Below are 15,633 nucleotides of genomic sequence, written 5' to 3'. Positions count from 1 at the left end.
GGCGTGGCCGCCAGTAAAACGGACCGTTATCCTAGCACCTCCTCGCCTGCTGCGGCTAAGACCCGGCAGGCAGCCCAACAGGTTTAAACACGAATGAATGCTCTTGCCCGCTGCGCCGCTGGCCTGCTGCTCGGCACGGTCTGCCTGCCTTTTTCAGCCCTTGCTGCCGATCCACAACCCACCCACGAATTTACCCTCGACAACGGCCTGAAGGTCGTCGTTCGCGAAGACCATCGCGCGCCGGTGGTGGTATCCCAGGTCTGGTACAAGGTCGGTTCCAGCTACGAAACACCGGGCCAGACCGGTTTGTCCCATGCCCTGGAACACATGATGTTCAAGGGCAGCGAGAAAGTCGGCCCCGGCGAGGCGTCGCTGATCCTGCGCGACCTCGGTGCCGAAGAAAATGCCTTCACCAGCGACGATTTCACCGCCTACTACCAAGTGCTGGCGCGCGATCGCCTGGGCGTGGCCTTCGAACTGGAAGCCGACCGCATGGCCAGCCTGCGCCTGCCGCCAGAAGAGTTCAGCCGCGAGATCGAAGTCATCAAGGAAGAGCGCCGCATGCGCACCGATGACAAGCCGATGTCCAAGGCCTTCGAACGCTTCAAGGCCATGGCGTACCCGGCCAGCGGCTACCACACGCCGACGATCGGCTGGATGGCCGACCTGGATCGGATGACTGTCGAGGAGCTGCGCCACTGGTACGAGTCCTGGTACACCCCGAACAACGCCACGCTGGTGGTGGTCGGCGACGTGACGCCAGACGAGGTCAAATCCCTGGCCCAGCGTTATTTCGGTCCGATTGCCCGGCGCCCGGTGCCGGTCGCGAAAATCCCCCTGGAGCTGGCCGAACCCGGCGAACGCCAGATTACCCTGCATGTGCAGACCCAACTGCCCAGCGTGATGCTGGCCTTCAATGTGCCAAGCATCGCCACCGCGACGGACAAGGCGTCGGTCAACGCGCTGCGGCTGATCTCGGCCCTGCTGGATGGCGGCTACAGCGGCCGGATCCCGACCCAGCTGGAGCGCGGCGAAGAGTTGGTGTCCGGCGGCTCGTCGAACTACGACGCCTTTACCCGCGGCGACACGCTGTTCACCTTGTCGGCAACGCCCAACACGCAGAAAAACAAGACCCTCGCCCAGGCCGAAGCGGGCTTGTGGCGCTTGCTTGAACAGCTGAAAACCACCGCACCGACCGCCGAGGAGCTGGAACGCGTCCGCGCCCAGGTCATCGCAGGCCTGGTGTATGAGCGCGACTCGATCACCAGCCAGGCCACCGCCATCGGCCAGCTGGAAACCGTCGGCTTGTCCTGGAAACTGATGGACAGCGAACTCGCCGAACTGCAAAGCGTGACCCCGCAGGATATCCAGAAGGCAGCCCAGCTGTATTTCACCCGCTCGCGCCTGAGCGTTGCGCACGTCCTGCCCGAGGAGAAAGCTCATGAGTGAGCGCAAATCATCGCGCCTGGTGCTGATCGGCCTGGTCTTGATCGCCCTGGTCGGCGCCCTGGCCTTTTACCTGACACCTTCAAGCGCCCCCAAGGCCAGCCAGGCATTGGACAAAGCCAAGTCCAGCAGCAAACTGCAATCCCTGGCCGAACTGAACGACAAGGCGCCCAGTCGGCGCCAGCTAGACGTGCAGACCTGGAAAACCGCCGACGGCGCCAAGGTGCTGTTCGTCGAAGCCCGCGAGCTGCCGATGTTCGACCTGCGCCTGACCTTCGCCGCCGGCAGCAGCCAGGACGGCGACGCCCCCGGCCTCGCCCTGCTGACCAACGCCATGCTCAACGAAGGCGTAGCCGGCAAGGACGTCAGCGCGATTGCCCAAGGCTTCGAAAGCCTCGGCGCGGACTTCGGCAACGGCGCCTACCGTGACATGGCCGTGGCGTCCCTGCGCAGCCTCAGCGCAGCGGACAAGCGTGAGCCGGCGTTGAAGCTGTTCGCCGAAGTGGTCGGCAAACCGACCTTCCCCGCCGACTCCTTCGCCCGGATCAAGAACCAGATGCTCGACGGCTTCGAGTACCAGAAGCAGAATCCCGGCAAATTGGCGGGCCTGGAGCTGATGAAGCGCCTGTACGGCGAGCATCCGTATGCCCATTCCAGCGATGGCACCGCCGACAGCATTCCGCCGATCACCCTGGCCCAGGCCCGGGCCTTCCACGCCAAGGCCTACGCCGCCGGTAACGCCGTGATTGCGCTGGTGGGTGATTTGTCCCGCGCCGAGGCCGAAGCCGTTGCCAGCCAGGTCTCCGCCGCGCTGCCCAAAGGTCCGGCCCTGGCGAAAACCCCCGCACCGGCGGAGCCGAAGGCGAGCATCGGCCATATCGAATTCCCGTCCAAGCAGACCAACCTGATGCTCGCGCAACTGGGCATCGACCGCGACGACCCGGATTACGCGGCCGTTACCCTCGGCAACCAGATCCTCGGTGGCGGTGGTTTCGGTACGCGATTGATGACGGAAGTGCGCGAGAAGCGCGGCCTGACCTATGGCGTCTACTCCGGCTTCACGGCGATGCAAGCCCGTGGCCCGTTCATGATCAACCTGCAAACCCGCGCGGAGATGAGCGAGGGCACTTTGAAGCTGGTTCAGGACGTGTTCGCCGATTACCTCAAGAATGGCCCGACCCAGAAGGAACTCGAAGACGCCAAGCGCGAACTGGCCGGCAGCTTCCCACTGTCCACCGCCAGCAATGCCGACATCGTCGGCCAGCTCGGCGCCATGGGTTTCTATGACTTGCCGCTGAGCTACCTGGAAGACTTCATGCGTCAAACCCAGGAACTGACGGTTGAGCAGGTGAAGACCGCACTGAACAAACATCTGAGCACCGACAAGATGGTCATCGTCACCGCTGGCCCGAGCGTGCCGCAAAAGCCGTTGCCGGCCCCCACTGACAAACCTGCCGAGCAGCCGCTCGGGGTCCCGGAGCATTAATGGCCCGCCCATCCAATCCCAGCAAGAAACCCGCGCACAACGGCGTGAACCAGTTGCGTATCATTGGCGGCGAATGGCGCAGCAGGCGCCTGAGTTTCCCCGATGCCCCTGGCCTGCGGCCGACCCCGGACCGAGTGCGCGAAACCCTGTTCAACTGGCTCGCCCCTTACGTGGCGGGCGCCAAGGTCCTCGACCCGTTTGCCGGCAGCGGTGCGCTGTTTCTCGAGGCGCTGTCCCGTGGCGCCGCCATGGGCCAGGCGCTGGACGCCAGCAACGTGGCGGTTTCCAGCCTGAAGGAACACCTGGGGACCCTGCGTTGCACCGTTGGCCAGGTGCAAACCGCCGATGCGTTGCGCTACCTTGACAGCCAACCGGCGACGGCCTTCGACCTGGTGTTTCTAGACCCGCCTTTCAACCAGAACCTGTTGCCGGCGGTCTGCGCCTTGCTCGAGGAACGTCAGTGGCTGGCCGAGGATGCCTGGGTCTACACTGAAAGCGAAACCGCCCCGTCCACCCTGGGCTTGCCGGGCAACTGGCGCTTGCACCGCGAGCAGAAATCCGGACGGGTGTATTACGCCTTGTGGCAGCGTCTGACAAAGGACATTGGCTGAACGGCTGACCAGTGCATCGAGAATAATAATGATGTCCGCCGCATCTGAACGTTTCGCCCCGGCTCCGGGGCTCGGCAATCCTCACCTGCAAACCTTGTGGGGCCCCTTGTGGCGCAAGACCACGCACATCGCTCGTCAACGCGAGCGCTTGTGGCTCGAGGATGGCGATTTCCTCGATCTCGACTGGTACGGCCCCCACAGCGCCGAAGCGCCATTGGTACTGGTGCTTCATGGGTTGACGGGCTCTTCCAACTCCCCTTACGTGGCCGGTTTGCAGCAGGCTCTCGATCGCCAGGGCTGGGCCAGTGCAGCCTTGAACTGGCGCGGTTGCTCGGGCGAGCCGAACCTGTTGCCCCGCAGCTATCACTCTGGCGTCAGCGAAGATTTGGCAGCCGCCCTTGCTCATCTACGAGCCCGGCGACCCTTGGCGCCATTGTTTGCAGTGGGTTATTCACTGGGCGGCAATGTGTTGCTCAAGCACTTGGGGGAAACCGGCAGCAACAGCCAGTTGCAAGGCGCGGTGGCGGTCTCGGTGCCGTTTCGCCTCGACCAGTGCGCCGATCGCATCGGCCAGGGATTTTCCAAGTTCTACCAGGCGCACTTCATGCGGCAACTGGTGGCCTATGTGCGCAACAAGCAACGCCAGTTCCTGCACGACGGACGTCATGAGGGCCTGGCAACCCTGGCGGCGCTTGGCCCGCTGGAGAACATGCGCACCTTCTGGGATTTCGATGGCCGGGTAACGGCGCCGCTGCATGGGTTTTCCGACGCAGCGGATTATTACCGTCGTGCCTCCAGCCGTTACTTCCTGGCGGATATCAGCACGCCGACCCTGGTCATCCAGGCCGCCGACGATCCGTTCGTGTTCCCCCACAGCCTGCCCGAACCCGGCGAGTTATCAACCTCGACCCAATTCGAGCTGCACGCCAGGGGTGGGCATGTGGGGTTTGTCGATGGAACCTTGCGGTGTCCAGGGTATTACCTGGAACGGCGCATTCCGGATTGGCTGGCCAGCCTGGGTCGCGGGTGACTAAGACACGAATCTGCCCAAAGCCCATGTGGGAGCGAGCTTGCTCGCGATAGCGGTGGTCAGCCGCATTGAATTTGACTGACGCACCGTCATCGCGAGCAAGCTCGCTCCCACATTGACCCTCCCACATTGCCCCTGAGCAGCTGTTACTCGCCCTTCGCCACACCGCGCTGAGGATCATTGATCCACTCACTCCACGAGCCAGCGTACAGCCGCCCCAAGGTATACCCGGCCAGGCTCAAGGCAAACAGGTTATGGCACGCCGTCACGCCAGAGCCGCAGTAGGCCACCAGCCCAGTCGGCGAGCGATCGCCCAGTTTTTCGGCGAAGCGCTGCTTGAGCTGGTCGGCCGGCAGGAACCGGCCATCCGCGCCGAGGTTATCGGTGAAGGCCGCGCATTGCGCTCCCGGGATGTGTCCGGCCACCGGGTCGATCGGCTCGACTTCGCCCTTGAAGCGCGGCAGCGCTCGTGCGTCCAGCAAGGTCATGTCCGGCTGGCCAAGGCGTTGCTGCAGCGTGTCGGCATCGACCAGCAAATCCGCATCCGGCGAACCACTGAAGGTCCCGGCCGACGTGGCAGGCGGATCCAGGCTCAGGGGCAAGCCGGCCGCGTGCCAGGCCTTGAGTCCTCCGTCGAGGAGATACACGCCGTCCCGCTTGCCCAGCCAGGCCAGCAGCCACCAGGCCCGGGCGGCATAGGCACCGGGGCCATCGTCATACAGCACGATGTCGCTGTCGTTGTTGATGCCCCAGCTCTGGAGGCGCGCGATCAAGGCGCCAGGACCGGGCAAAGGGTGGCGCCCGGTCACACCCTTTAGAACCGGCCCGCTCAAATCCCGCTCCAGGTCCGCGAACGACGCACCGGCGATATGGCCCTCGGCGTAACTGCGCTGGCCATAGTCCGGATCATCCAGGGCAAAACGACAATCAAGGATGACCAACCCGGGTTGCGACCGCCTCTCTTCAAGGGCCTGGGGGCTGATAAGTTGCGCGATGGGCATGGTGAGCTCCTGAGATTGAAACAAGGGAGGGCCGAACCTACTGCCCCTCCTCAAGGGTCTGGGCCAGCGGGACGTAAAACTCTTTGAACAGATCATCCACCGCTTCACGGGCTCCGTCGGTCACAAAACCCGCCTCCAGCACCAGCACTTGATAGACACCGCGCTTGATCGCCTGCTCGCTCAGATGGCTGGAGTTTTCCCGGGTCGTGCAGAGGAAACGTACCCACGAGGTGAGGATAATCCAGGCATTGAGGGTCAGGGATTCGATCTGCACCCGGTCCATCTTCAGGATGCCGGCAGCGACGAAGCCTTCGTAGATCGCGGTGCCATGGATCAGGCAGCGCTGGGAGAACCGTCGATAGCGAGCCGCCAGCTCCGCGTCGCTGTCGAGCAGATGCTCCAGGTCCCGATGCAGGAAGCGGTAGCGCCACATCGCTGACAGCAGTTCTTGCAGATAGAAGCGCTTGTCGTCCACCGTGGCCGCGCGGCCCTGGGGCGGACGCAGGAAGCTGTCCACCAGGTTTTCGTATTCGCTGAACAGCACGGCGATGATCGCCTGCTTGTTGGGGAAATGGTAATAGAGGTTGCCCGGGGACATGTCCATGTGGGCAGCAATGTGATTGGTGCTGACACTGCGCTCGCCCTGCCGATTGAACAACTCCAGGCTGTTCTGCACGATGCGCTCGCTGGTTTTTATTCGTGGGGCCATGGCTTGGGCTTTAATTCAAAAGTCAGTGGGAGGCATCTTACGACCTATCGGTCACGGGATAAAACCCAAGCAATTTTACAGGTCCTCATTTGACTTTCTAGAGTATTAGCTCTAGAAAGCACCGACTCCAATAATAAATCCGGTGCCCACCATGCCCGCCGACGTTGCTTACCTGCACGAGTCCCAACAGCAACTGGAAGAGCTCCGAGCATTGTTCGATGCCCAGCGCCTGGCCTACACAGCCCATCCGATGCCACCGGCTGAACAGCGCCTGCAATGGCTCAAGGCATTGCGCGAACTGTTGAGCAATGAACGGCAGGCGTTGATCAATGCGATCAGCCAGGACTTCAGCCACCGCAGTCCAGACGAAACGCTACTCGCCGAGCTGATGCCGAGCCTGCATGGCATCCATTACGCCAGCCGGCACCTGAAGGGCTGGATGAAACCCTCCCGACGCAAGGTCGGCGTGGCGTTCCAGCCGGCGTCGGCCAAGGTCGTCTACCAGCCGCTGGGCGTTGTCGGAGTCATCGTGCCTTGGAACTATCCACTGTTCCTGGCCATCGGGCCGTTGGTGGGGGCGCTGTCGGCGGGCAACCGAGTGATGCTCAAGCTCAGCGAGTCGACGCCTGCCACCGGCTTGCTGCTCAAGCAATTGCTGGCCCGGGTCTTTCCCCAGGACCTGGTGTGCGTCGTGCTGGGCGAAGCGGACGTCGGCGTTGCGTTCTCCCGGCTGCCCTTCGACCACCTGTTGTTTACCGGCGCCACCAGCATCGGCAAGCATGTGATGCGTGCCGCTGCTGAAAACCTCACCCCCGTTACCCTTGAGCTGGGCGGCAAGTCCCCCGCCATCGTGTCCGAGGATGTCCCACTCAAGGACGCCGCCGAGCGCATCGCCTTCGGCAAGACCCTCAATGCCGGACAGACCTGCGTCGCGCCCGACTACGTGCTGGTGCCGCAGAACCGCGTCGGGGCGTTCGTCGAGGCGTATCGTGAGGCGGTCCGTGGTTTTTATCCGACGCTGGCTGACAACCCGGACTACACCGCAATCATCAATGAGCGACAGCTGGCACGGCTCAACGGCAACATCAGTGATGCCACCAGTAAAGGCGCCTTGCTGATCGAGCTGTTCGACCAGGGCCAGGGCCGACGCATGGCCCATAGTCTGCTGCTCAACGTAACGGATGACATGACCGTCATGCAGGACGAGATCTTCGGCCCGCTGCTGCCGATCGTGCCTTATACAGATTTGAACCAGGCGTTTGCCTACATCAATCAGCGACCTCGCCCGCTGGCGCTCTACTATTTCGGCTACAACAAGGCCGAGCAGAATCGCGTACTCAATGAAACCCATTCCGGTGGCGTCTGCCTGAACGACACGCTCTTGCACGTGGCCCAGGACGACATGCCGTTCGGTGGCATTGGTGCCTCAGGGATGGGGCACTATCACGGACACGAGGGTTTCCTGACCTTCAGCAAGGCCAAGGGCGTGCTGGTGAAGCAGCGGTTCAACGCCGCGAAACTGATCTATCCGCCCTATGGCAAGCCTTTGCAGAAATTGATCCAGAAGCTGTTCATCCGCTGACAGTGCTTCCCAGGGGAATAACAATAATGAACCCGAGCCTGACCGATACGCCCACCCTGTCGCGGCGGGGCTTGCTGCACTTGAGCCTCGGCGCCGGCGCGTTTCTCGCCACGGTCGGATTGGGAGCCACGTTGAGCGGTTGCTCCACCAGCCAGCCGGCCAGCGGCCTAGTAGCATTGCGTGACAGTGACCTGCCATTTTTGCGTGCGGTCATTGCGGTGATGCTGAACGGCGCCGTGACGGCGCAAACGCTCGACGCCGCCACCAACGCCACGTTGCAGAGCCTGGATCGCGGCCTGGCGCATCTGTCCCCGTCCATGCTCAAGCTCACACGCCAGCTCTTCGATGTGCTCACGCTGGGTATCACTCGCGGGCCACTGACCGGGATCTGGGGTGCGTGGGAAAACGCCAGCACCGAGAACATCCAAGCGTTTCTGGCACGGTGGGAAAACAGCTCGCTGAGTTTGTTGCGCCAAGGCCACGGATCGTTGCTGCAAATGGTGATGATGGCTTGGTACAGCTGCCCCGAATCCTGGGGCCATTGCGGATACCCAGGGCCGCCAGTGGTTTGAAGCAAGATCCAATCCCTGTGGGAGCGGGCTTGCCCGCGAATGCAGTTATACATTCTCCCCTGTGCAAGCTGATCCACCGCCTTCGCGAGCAAGCCCGCTCCCACAAGAGCCTGTCGCAACCTACTCACAACAAGAGGCCCCGAACATGCCCGTACCCGACCCGTTCCGCGAAGGCCTCGCCCGTGGCTGGACCACCTACAACGGCGCGCAACTGGCCGAGGACCTGACGCTGGAAGCCGATGTGGCGATCATCGGCAGCGGCGCCGGCGGTGGTACCACGGCGGAGATTCTCAGCGCCGCCGGCTACAAGGTGCTGCTGATCGAGGAAGGCCCGCTCAAGACCAGCCATGACTTCACGCTGCGCGAGGACCAGGCCTATACCAGCCTGTACCAGGAGGGCCTCGGGCGCATGAGCAAGGACGGCGCCATTACCATTCTCCAGGGGCGGGCGGTGGGCGGCACGACCTTGATCAACTGGACATCGAGCTTTCGCACGCCTACGCAAACCCTTGAGCACTGGGCCGCCGAGCACAACGTCAAAGGTCACAGTGCCGCCGAAATGGCGCCTTGGTTCGAACGCATGGAGCAGCGCCTCGGTGTAGCGCCCTGGCTGATACCACCCAACGCCAACAACGACGTGATTCGCAAGGGCTGCGAGCAACTGGGCTACAACTGGCACGTCATCCCGCGCAACGTGCGCGGTTGCTGGAACCTGGGTTATTGCGGCATGGGCTGCCCGACCAACGCCAAGCAGTCGATGCTCGTCACCACGATACCTGCCACGCTGGACAAGGGTGGCGCGCTGCTTTACCTGGCGCGAGCCGAGCGTCTGACGATCAAGAACGACACCGTCGACGGCCTCGAATGCCAAGCCATGGACGAGCGTTGCGTGGCGCCGACCGGGCGACGCATCACCGTCAAGGCGCGGCATTACGTGCTTGCCGGTGGCGGCATCAACAGTCCCGCCCTGTTGCTGCGCTCCGATGCGCCAGACCCTCACGAGCGCCTGGGCAAGCGTACGTTCCTGCATTTGGTGAACATGTCGGCCGGCCAGTTCGATGAAGTCATCAATCCGTTCTACGGCGCGCCGCAATCGATCTACTCGGATCACTTCCAATGGCAGGACGGTGTCACCGGCAAAATGTCCTACAAGCTGGAAGTGCCGCCCTTGCATCCCGCACTGGCCGCCACGTTGTTGGGAGGCTTCGGCGAGGAAAATGCCAGGCACATGGCGCACCTGCCCCATACCCACGCCATGCTGGCGTTGCTGCGAGATGGCTTTCACCCCGACAGCCCCGGCGGTACCGTCGAGTTACGCAGCGACGGCACGCCGGTGCTCGACTATCAGGTTTCGCCCTATGCGTGGGACGGTCTGCGCCGAGCGTTCCACAGCATGGCCGAGATTCAGTTTGCCGGCGGGGCCAGGGCGGTCATGCCGATGCACAGCGATGCCCATTATGTGAAAACCCTGGCCGAGGCACGGGTGATGATCGACGGGCTCGACCTCGCCCTCTACCGCACGCGCCTGGGCAGCGCCCATGTCATGGGCGGCTGTGCCATGGGCGAAGATCCAGGCTCAGCCGTGGCCGACAGCCTTGGCCGCCACCACCAATTGGGCAACCTGTCGATCCACGATGGCTCGCTGTTCCCCACCAGCATCGGCGCCAACCCACAGTTGTCGGTGTATGGGCTGACGGCGAAACTGGCGTCGAATCTGGCCGAACGCCTGAAAAATTCATGAAAATATGCACCATTCGCAGCGTCTATAGTTCTTTTCTACGCAACAGCCGACTTGGCCGACCGAGAAGGCTGCGATACCATCCGACTCCCCAACGCACTCCCGCCAGGACGACGCGATGAACCGAGTGTTGTACCCAGGTACCTTCGACCCTATTACCAAGGGCCATGGCGATCTGGTCGAACGCGCCTCGCGCCTGTTCGACCATGTGATCATCGCCGTCGCCGCCAGCCCAAAGAAAAACCCGCTGTTCCCGCTGGAACAACGTGTGGAACTGGCCCGTGAGGTCACCAAGCACCTGCCCAACGTGGAGGTGGTCGGCTTCTCGACGCTGCTGGCGCACTTCGCCAAGGAAAAGAACGCCAACGTGTTCCTGCGCGGCCTGCGCGCGGTCTCGGACTTCGAATACGAATTCCAGCTGGCGAACATGAACCGGCAACTGGCACCGGACGTCGAAAGCCTGTTCCTGACGCCGTCGGAACGCTATTCCTTCATTTCCTCGACCCTGGTTCGGGAAATCGCAGCGTTGGGTGGCGACATCACCAAGTTTGTCCATCCGGCCGTGGCCGACGCGCTGACCCTGCGTTTCAAGAAATAACCTGCCGGCGCTGCGAGTCGCCTCGCAGCACGGCGCAGTCCATCGCGCCCGCGTGCACTGCGCTCGCCAATGCGGCACAATTGCGCCCATACGTTTTCAGATGCCCGGGCCCAATGCCCCGGCAGGAGCCTGCATGTCCCTGATCATCACCGACGACTGCATCAATTGCGACGTCTGCGAACCCGAATGCCCGAACGAAGCCATTTCCCAAGGCGAAGAGATCTACGTCATCGACCCGAACCTGTGCACCCAATGCGTCGGCCATTACGACGAACCCCAGTGCCAGCAAGTCTGCCCGGTGGATTGCATCCCGTTGGACGAAGCGCACCCGGAGACTGAAGAACAGTTGATGGCGAAGTATCGCAAGATTACTGGCAAGGCTTGAATTTTCAGGGGCCCTACTGGCCTCATCGCGAGCAAGCTCGCCCCCACAGGGATTGCTCTGCTTACATTATTGGCGGCTGACGCAAACTACTTGTGGGAGCGAGCTTGCTCGCGATGAGGGCGTCAGCCGCGCCCAATGCTCAATCCTGCCGCTCAAACCCCTCCCCGATACACCCCAGGCAACGCACGAAGGTAGCCTTCGCCGGATCAACCACCAGCGCCTTCCCCGCATCGCCAACCCCACCGCCCAGCGCGGTAAAGGGCAACGACACGACAAACGCCCCGGCGCCAATCACGGTGGCAGCCAGCAGCAACGGCCGTGCAATCAGCAAATCGCCGATCATGGCGTAGGCCGGCGGATTCTGGATGGTGTAGCGCGGGTCACCGCTCTCGGTGTTCGCAAAGGCAGGCAAACTGGCACCCAACGAGAGCGCCAGAACGATAGGTCGAAGCAGATTCATGAGGCCATCCTTCGGCTAAGCAGTCTGATAACTGACTATAGACCGTAGGACAAATCATCTCTGGCAGCGTGGACACCAGACGCTGGCGCGCTGGCCCAGGCGGATTTCCCGCAGCCCCGTGCCACAGGCTTTGCACAACTCCCCGCCCCGACCGTAGACGAACAGTTCCTGCTGGAAATAGCCCGGCTGGCCATCCCCGCCGATGAAGTCCCGTAGCGTGGTGCCGCCGCGCTCGATGGCATGGGCAAGGATGCGCTTGATCTCGATCGCCAGTTTCAAATAGCGCGCCCGCGAGATGCCTCCCGCTTCACGCCGCGGGTCGATCCCGGCGGCAAACAGCGCTTCGGTCGCGTAGATATTGCCCACGCCCACCACCACCGCGTTGTCCATGATGAACGGCTTGACCGCCATCGAACGCCCGCGCGACAGCTGGAAAAGCCGTTCGCCATCGAACAGGTCGGTCAAGGGCTCGGGGCCGAGGCGAATCAGCAGCTCATGGTTGAGCGGATCCAGGCTCCAGAGCATCGCGCCGAAACGGCGAGGGTCGGTGTAGCGCAACGCCAGGCCAGACTCCAGCTCGATGTCGACATGCTCATGCTTGGCGGCCGGCATGCCGATTTCAACCAGGCGCAAGTTGCCGGACATACCCAGGTGGCTGATCAACGTGCCGACCTCGGCGTTGATCAACAGGTACTTGGCCCGCCGCTCCACCTGCACGATGCGCTGGCCCGAGAGCCGCACGTCGAGATCTTCCGGGATCGGCCAGCGCAGGCGGCGGTCACGGACCACCACACGACTGACCCGTTGGCCTTCAAGATGGGGCGCGATGCCTCGACGGGTGGTTTCGACTTCCGGCAGTTCTGGCATGGGGTTCTCGAATCAGGCGAACACCGGCACTCAACGAGTGGCCAGGTCGCGAATTTCCTGTTTCTGGGTCTGGAAGTCATATTCCGACAACCCGATGTAATCGAGCACCAGCGGCCCGACGCTGTCCCACTCGTGATCGTCGGCCTGGTTGCCCAGCACGCGATGGGAGGCGCAAATGTTCTCCGACATCTTGAGGATCGCCAGCAGGTTCTTCAGCGGGCTGTTATTGCGCGAAGTTTCGTCACTGAAGATCGCCAGGGCGTTGTGGTGATTGGCGATGGCCTGGCTGACGTGATCCGGCAGGCGCCAGGATTTGGATGTGTAATAACCGACCACCGCATGGTTGGTGTTGAACACGCGGTTCTCGGTGTCGACCACCCGGCACTCGGCGCTGGCATTGGCGTAGGCCTCCTCCAACACGCTCATGTAAGTGGGGAATTGCTTGAGCATCAGCGGTATGCCGCAATCATGGAACAAGCCCAGGGCATAGGCTTCGTCACCGTTCTGCAGGCCGACGCGCTTGGCGAGGGTCAGGCAGGTCATCGCCACATCCTGGGCGGTATCCCAGAAACGATTCAAGGTGACGATCGTGTCATCGTGCAATTCGCCCTTGATGGACTGCGCATTGATCAGGTTGATGATCGAACGGCTGCCCAGCAGGTTCACCGCGCGCTGGATCGAGGTGATCTTGTTGCTCAGGCCGTAATACGGCGAATTGACGATCTTGAGCAACGCGCCCGAGAGCCCCGGGTCCTGGGAAATCAGCTTGGCGATGGTCTCAAGGTCCGGGTCGGGCATGTACTGCTCCATCTGCAAATCCACCATGATTTGCGGCTGGGGCGGGACACTGATGCCTTGCAGGGACTGTTGGATCTGTTCGGCGGAAAGCTCTTTGGACATGGGTACGCACTCTGGGCCAGGCGGGGATTCTAACGCTTAAAGCGCAATCCGATACACCGCCGGGTAGCTCGGCGGAACTTTCATTAAAGCCTCGGCTTCGGATTTTGTAGAGCCGACAGCCAAGCCTGCATACAGGCTTAGGTCGGCAGCCTACCTACTCAGCTTGAGGAGATTTTTCATGCCTGGCTCCCTGAATGACAAACGCGTGGCCATCCTGGTGACAAACGGTTTCGAACAGGCCGAACTGACCGGCCCCAAGCAGGCGCTGGAGCAGGCCGGGGCCAAGGTGGAGATTGTCTCGGCCAGCGAAGGCCAGGTCAAAGGCTGGAACCATGACAAACCGGCCGACGACTTCAAGGTCGACCTGACCTTCAAGGCCGCCAATATCGACCAATACGATGCCGTGGTGCTGCCCGGCGGCGTGCAGAACTCCGACACCATCCGCATCGACACCGACGCCCAGAACCTGGTCAAGGGCTTCGACGCGGCGGGCAAACCCATCGCGGTAATCTGCCACGGCGGCTGGTTGCTGGTGTCGAGCGGATTGGTCAAGGGCAAGACCATGACCAGCTACAAAACCCTCAAGGACGACCTGGTCAACGCCGGAGCGAATTGGGTCGACCAGGAAGTGGTCAAGGACGGAACCTGGATCAGCAGCCGCCAACCCGACGACATTCCGGCGTTCAATCGCGAGCTGATCAGCGCATTGTCCGCGTGACCCATGGTGGCGAGGCGAGCAAAGCTCCCTCGCCGCATGTCCACCACGAGCCCCGCAACGGTTGCAACACGGTATACTCCCGCTCTTTTTTCCGGAGCGACGTCATGTCCCTGCCTAGCCTGCGCCTCAAAGCCAACGCCGACCGTCGCCTGCGCGCCGGCCACTTGTGGGTCTACAGTAACGAAATCGATGTAGCCGCCACCCCGTTGCACGGCTTCAAGGCCGGCGACCAGGCAATCCTCGAGGCCGCGGGGGGCAAGCCGCTGGGCATCGTCGCGATGAGCCCCAACAACCTGATCTGCGCGCGCCTGCTGTCCCGCGATGCGAAGCTGCCGCTGGACAAGTCCCTGCTGGTGCATCGCCTCAACGTGGCGTTGTCCTTGCGCGAGCGGCTGTTCGACAAGCCTTTCTATCGCCTGGTCTACGGTGACTCCGATCTTCTGCCGGGCCTGGTGGTCGACCGTTTCGGCGATATCCTGGTGGTGCAGATCGCCTCCGCCACCATGGAAGCCCATAAAGACGACGTGATCGCCGCGCTGACCCAAGTGCTCAAGCCCAGCGGCATCCTGTTCAAGAACGACTCCGCTGCTCGTGACGCCGAAGGCCTGGAACGCTACGTCGAGACCGTGTTCGGCCTGGTGCCGGAATGGGTCGCCCTCGAAGAGAACGGCGTGAAATTCGAAGCGCCAGTCATCCAAGGCCAGAAAACCGGCTGGTTCTACGACCACCGCATGAACCGCGCACGCCTGGCGCCGTACGTCAAAGGCAAACGTGTACTGGACCTGTACAGCTACATCGGCGGCTGGGGCGTGCAAGCCGCGGCGTTCGGCGCCAGTGAAGTGTTCTGCGTCGATGCTTCGGCCTTTGCCCTCGACGGTGTCGAGCGCAACGCCGCACTGAATGGTGTCGCCGAAAAAATGACCTGCATCGAAGGCGACGTGTTCGAAGCCCTCAAGGAACTGAAGGCCAGCGAAGAACGCTTCGATGTGATCGTGGCCGACCCGCCGGCGTTCATCAAACGCAAGAAAGACATGAAGAACGGCGAAGGCGCCTACCGCCGCCTGAACGAGCAAGCCATGCGCCTGCTCACCAAGGACGGCATCCTGGTCAGCGCCTCGTGCTCGATGCACCTGCCCGAAGACGACCTGCAGAACATCCTGCTGACCAGCGCCCGTCACCTGGACCGCAACATCCAACTGCTCGAACGCGGCGGCCAGGGACCAGACCATCCGGTGCACCCGGCAATCGCCGAAACCCGCTACATCAAGAGCATCACTTGCCGGTTGTTGCCTAACAGCTGAGGCCGGGCGGGGCCAGTGCCGTAGCGCTGTGCCCCGCACATTCGAATTCCATGCTGATCGCGGCCTTGGCTGCGATTTTTTTGCGCGTCTGGAAAGTACTGCATTGAAGTTTCTGTAAGAAGCTCCCCACGACATTATTAGAACTTTCCTACTCAAAATTTATTTGCCAATGTCTCACTAATAACTATGATCAACCTGTCACGACGCAAGTGACAATCCATACAAAAAA

General features: G+C 62.2%; 16 protein-coding genes. 11 read left to right on the top strand and 5 right to left on the bottom strand.

Translation table 11 applies throughout. The features are described from left to right. Window positions 1-93 precede the first annotated feature (93 nt). From Q7C33_RS05600 to Q7C33_RS05585, 4 genes are read left to right on the top strand one after another with little or no spacing between them, the layout of a single operon-like run. A complete protein-coding gene (locus tag Q7C33_RS05600; protein ID WP_030137925.1) occupies window positions 94-1,449 on the top strand; it encodes a M16 family metallopeptidase in 1,356 nt (451 codons plus the stop codon). After that, complete coding sequence (locus tag Q7C33_RS05595) at window positions 1,442-2,932, top strand: M16 family metallopeptidase (protein ID WP_407682973.1); 1,491 nt, start codon at window positions 1,442-1,444, stop codon at window positions 2,930-2,932. Before Q7C33_RS05600 ends, Q7C33_RS05595 begins: the two co-directional genes overlap by 8 nt. Continuing rightward, complete coding sequence (gene rsmD, locus Q7C33_RS05590) at window positions 2,932-3,543, top strand: 16S rRNA (guanine(966)-N(2))-methyltransferase RsmD (protein ID WP_030137927.1); 612 nt, start codon at window positions 2,932-2,934, stop codon at window positions 3,541-3,543. Before Q7C33_RS05595 ends, rsmD begins: the two co-directional genes overlap by 1 nt. 31 nt (window positions 3,544-3,574) lie before the next feature. Next, window positions 3,575-4,573 carry a hydrolase gene (locus Q7C33_RS05585; RefSeq protein WP_030137928.1) on the top strand — a complete coding sequence of 333 codons (999 nt, stop codon included), beginning with the start codon at window positions 3,575-3,577 and terminating at the stop codon, window positions 4,571-4,573. A 146-nt stretch (window positions 4,574-4,719) separates the two neighbouring features. Here the strand turns inward: Q7C33_RS05585 and Q7C33_RS05580 are convergent, their stop codons facing one another. Beyond that, entirely contained in the window at window positions 4,720-5,574 is an 855-nt protein-coding gene (locus Q7C33_RS05580; RefSeq protein WP_407682972.1) for a sulfurtransferase, read from the bottom strand. Window positions 5,575-5,611: 37 nt separating this feature from the next. Then, a complete protein-coding gene (locus Q7C33_RS05575) occupies window positions 5,612-6,283 on the bottom strand; it encodes a TetR/AcrR family transcriptional regulator (RefSeq protein ID WP_198796886.1) in 672 nt (223 codons plus the stop codon). Window positions 6,284-6,434: 151 nt separating this feature from the next. Between Q7C33_RS05575 and Q7C33_RS05570 the strand changes: the two genes are divergently transcribed. From Q7C33_RS05570 to Q7C33_RS05550, 5 genes are all read left to right on the top strand, one after another. Further along, a complete protein-coding gene (locus Q7C33_RS05570) occupies window positions 6,435-7,865 on the top strand; it encodes a coniferyl aldehyde dehydrogenase (RefSeq protein ID WP_407682971.1) in 1,431 nt (476 codons plus the stop codon). 26 nt (window positions 7,866-7,891) lie between these two features. Continuing rightward, entirely contained in the window at window positions 7,892-8,437 is a 546-nt protein-coding gene (locus tag Q7C33_RS05565; protein WP_030138371.1) for a hypothetical protein, read from the top strand. Between the two features lie 145 nt (window positions 8,438-8,582). Beyond that, window positions 8,583-10,178, top strand: a complete 1,596-nt coding sequence (locus Q7C33_RS05560) for a GMC family oxidoreductase (RefSeq protein WP_407682970.1) — start codon at window positions 8,583-8,585, stop codon at window positions 10,176-10,178. Between the two features lie 115 nt (window positions 10,179-10,293). Next, window positions 10,294-10,773, top strand: a complete 480-nt coding sequence (gene coaD, locus Q7C33_RS05555) for a pantetheine-phosphate adenylyltransferase (RefSeq protein ID WP_007897855.1) — start codon at window positions 10,294-10,296, stop codon at window positions 10,771-10,773. A 133-nt stretch (window positions 10,774-10,906) separates the two neighbouring features. After that, window positions 10,907-11,158, top strand: coding sequence for a YfhL family 4Fe-4S dicluster ferredoxin (locus tag Q7C33_RS05550; protein ID WP_003206534.1), 252 nt, complete (start codon window positions 10,907-10,909; stop codon window positions 11,156-11,158). A 139-nt stretch (window positions 11,159-11,297) separates the two neighbouring features. Here the strand turns inward: Q7C33_RS05550 and Q7C33_RS05545 are convergent, their stop codons facing one another. From Q7C33_RS05545 to Q7C33_RS05535, 3 genes are read right to left on the bottom strand one after another with little or no spacing between them, the layout of a single operon-like run. After that, a complete protein-coding gene (locus Q7C33_RS05545; RefSeq protein ID WP_198796890.1) occupies window positions 11,298-11,618 on the bottom strand; it encodes a multidrug transporter in 321 nt (106 codons plus the stop codon). 54 nt (window positions 11,619-11,672) lie between these two features. Next, window positions 11,673-12,485: a bifunctional DNA-formamidopyrimidine glycosylase/DNA-(apurinic or apyrimidinic site) lyase gene (gene mutM / locus Q7C33_RS05540; protein WP_030138374.1), complete on the bottom strand. Its 813-nt coding sequence runs from the start codon at window positions 12,483-12,485 to the stop codon at window positions 11,673-11,675. A 30-nt stretch (window positions 12,486-12,515) separates the two neighbouring features. Beyond that, on the bottom strand, window positions 12,516-13,385 hold the full coding sequence (locus Q7C33_RS05535) for an HDOD domain-containing protein (protein ID WP_198796891.1): 870 nt from the start codon (window positions 13,383-13,385) through the stop codon (window positions 12,516-12,518). 178 nt (window positions 13,386-13,563) lie between these two features. Between Q7C33_RS05535 and Q7C33_RS05530 the strand changes: the two genes are divergently transcribed. Together Q7C33_RS05530 and Q7C33_RS05525 are read left to right on the top strand one after the other, a co-directional pair. Then, window positions 13,564-14,103: a type 1 glutamine amidotransferase domain-containing protein gene (locus Q7C33_RS05530; RefSeq protein WP_030138376.1), complete on the top strand. Its 540-nt coding sequence runs from the start codon at window positions 13,564-13,566 to the stop codon at window positions 14,101-14,103. Between the two features lie 104 nt (window positions 14,104-14,207). Beyond that, a complete protein-coding gene (locus tag Q7C33_RS05525) occupies window positions 14,208-15,404 on the top strand; it encodes a class I SAM-dependent rRNA methyltransferase (protein WP_030138377.1) in 1,197 nt (398 codons plus the stop codon). Window positions 15,405-15,633: the final 229 nt, after the last annotated feature.

This window comes from Pseudomonas sp. BP11-1-1 (assembly GCF_052112105.1).
Taxonomy (GTDB): Bacteria; Pseudomonadota; Gammaproteobacteria; order Pseudomonadales; family Pseudomonadaceae; genus Aquipseudomonas; species Aquipseudomonas alvandae.
This window is presented reverse-complemented; position numbering and strand designations above follow the sequence as displayed.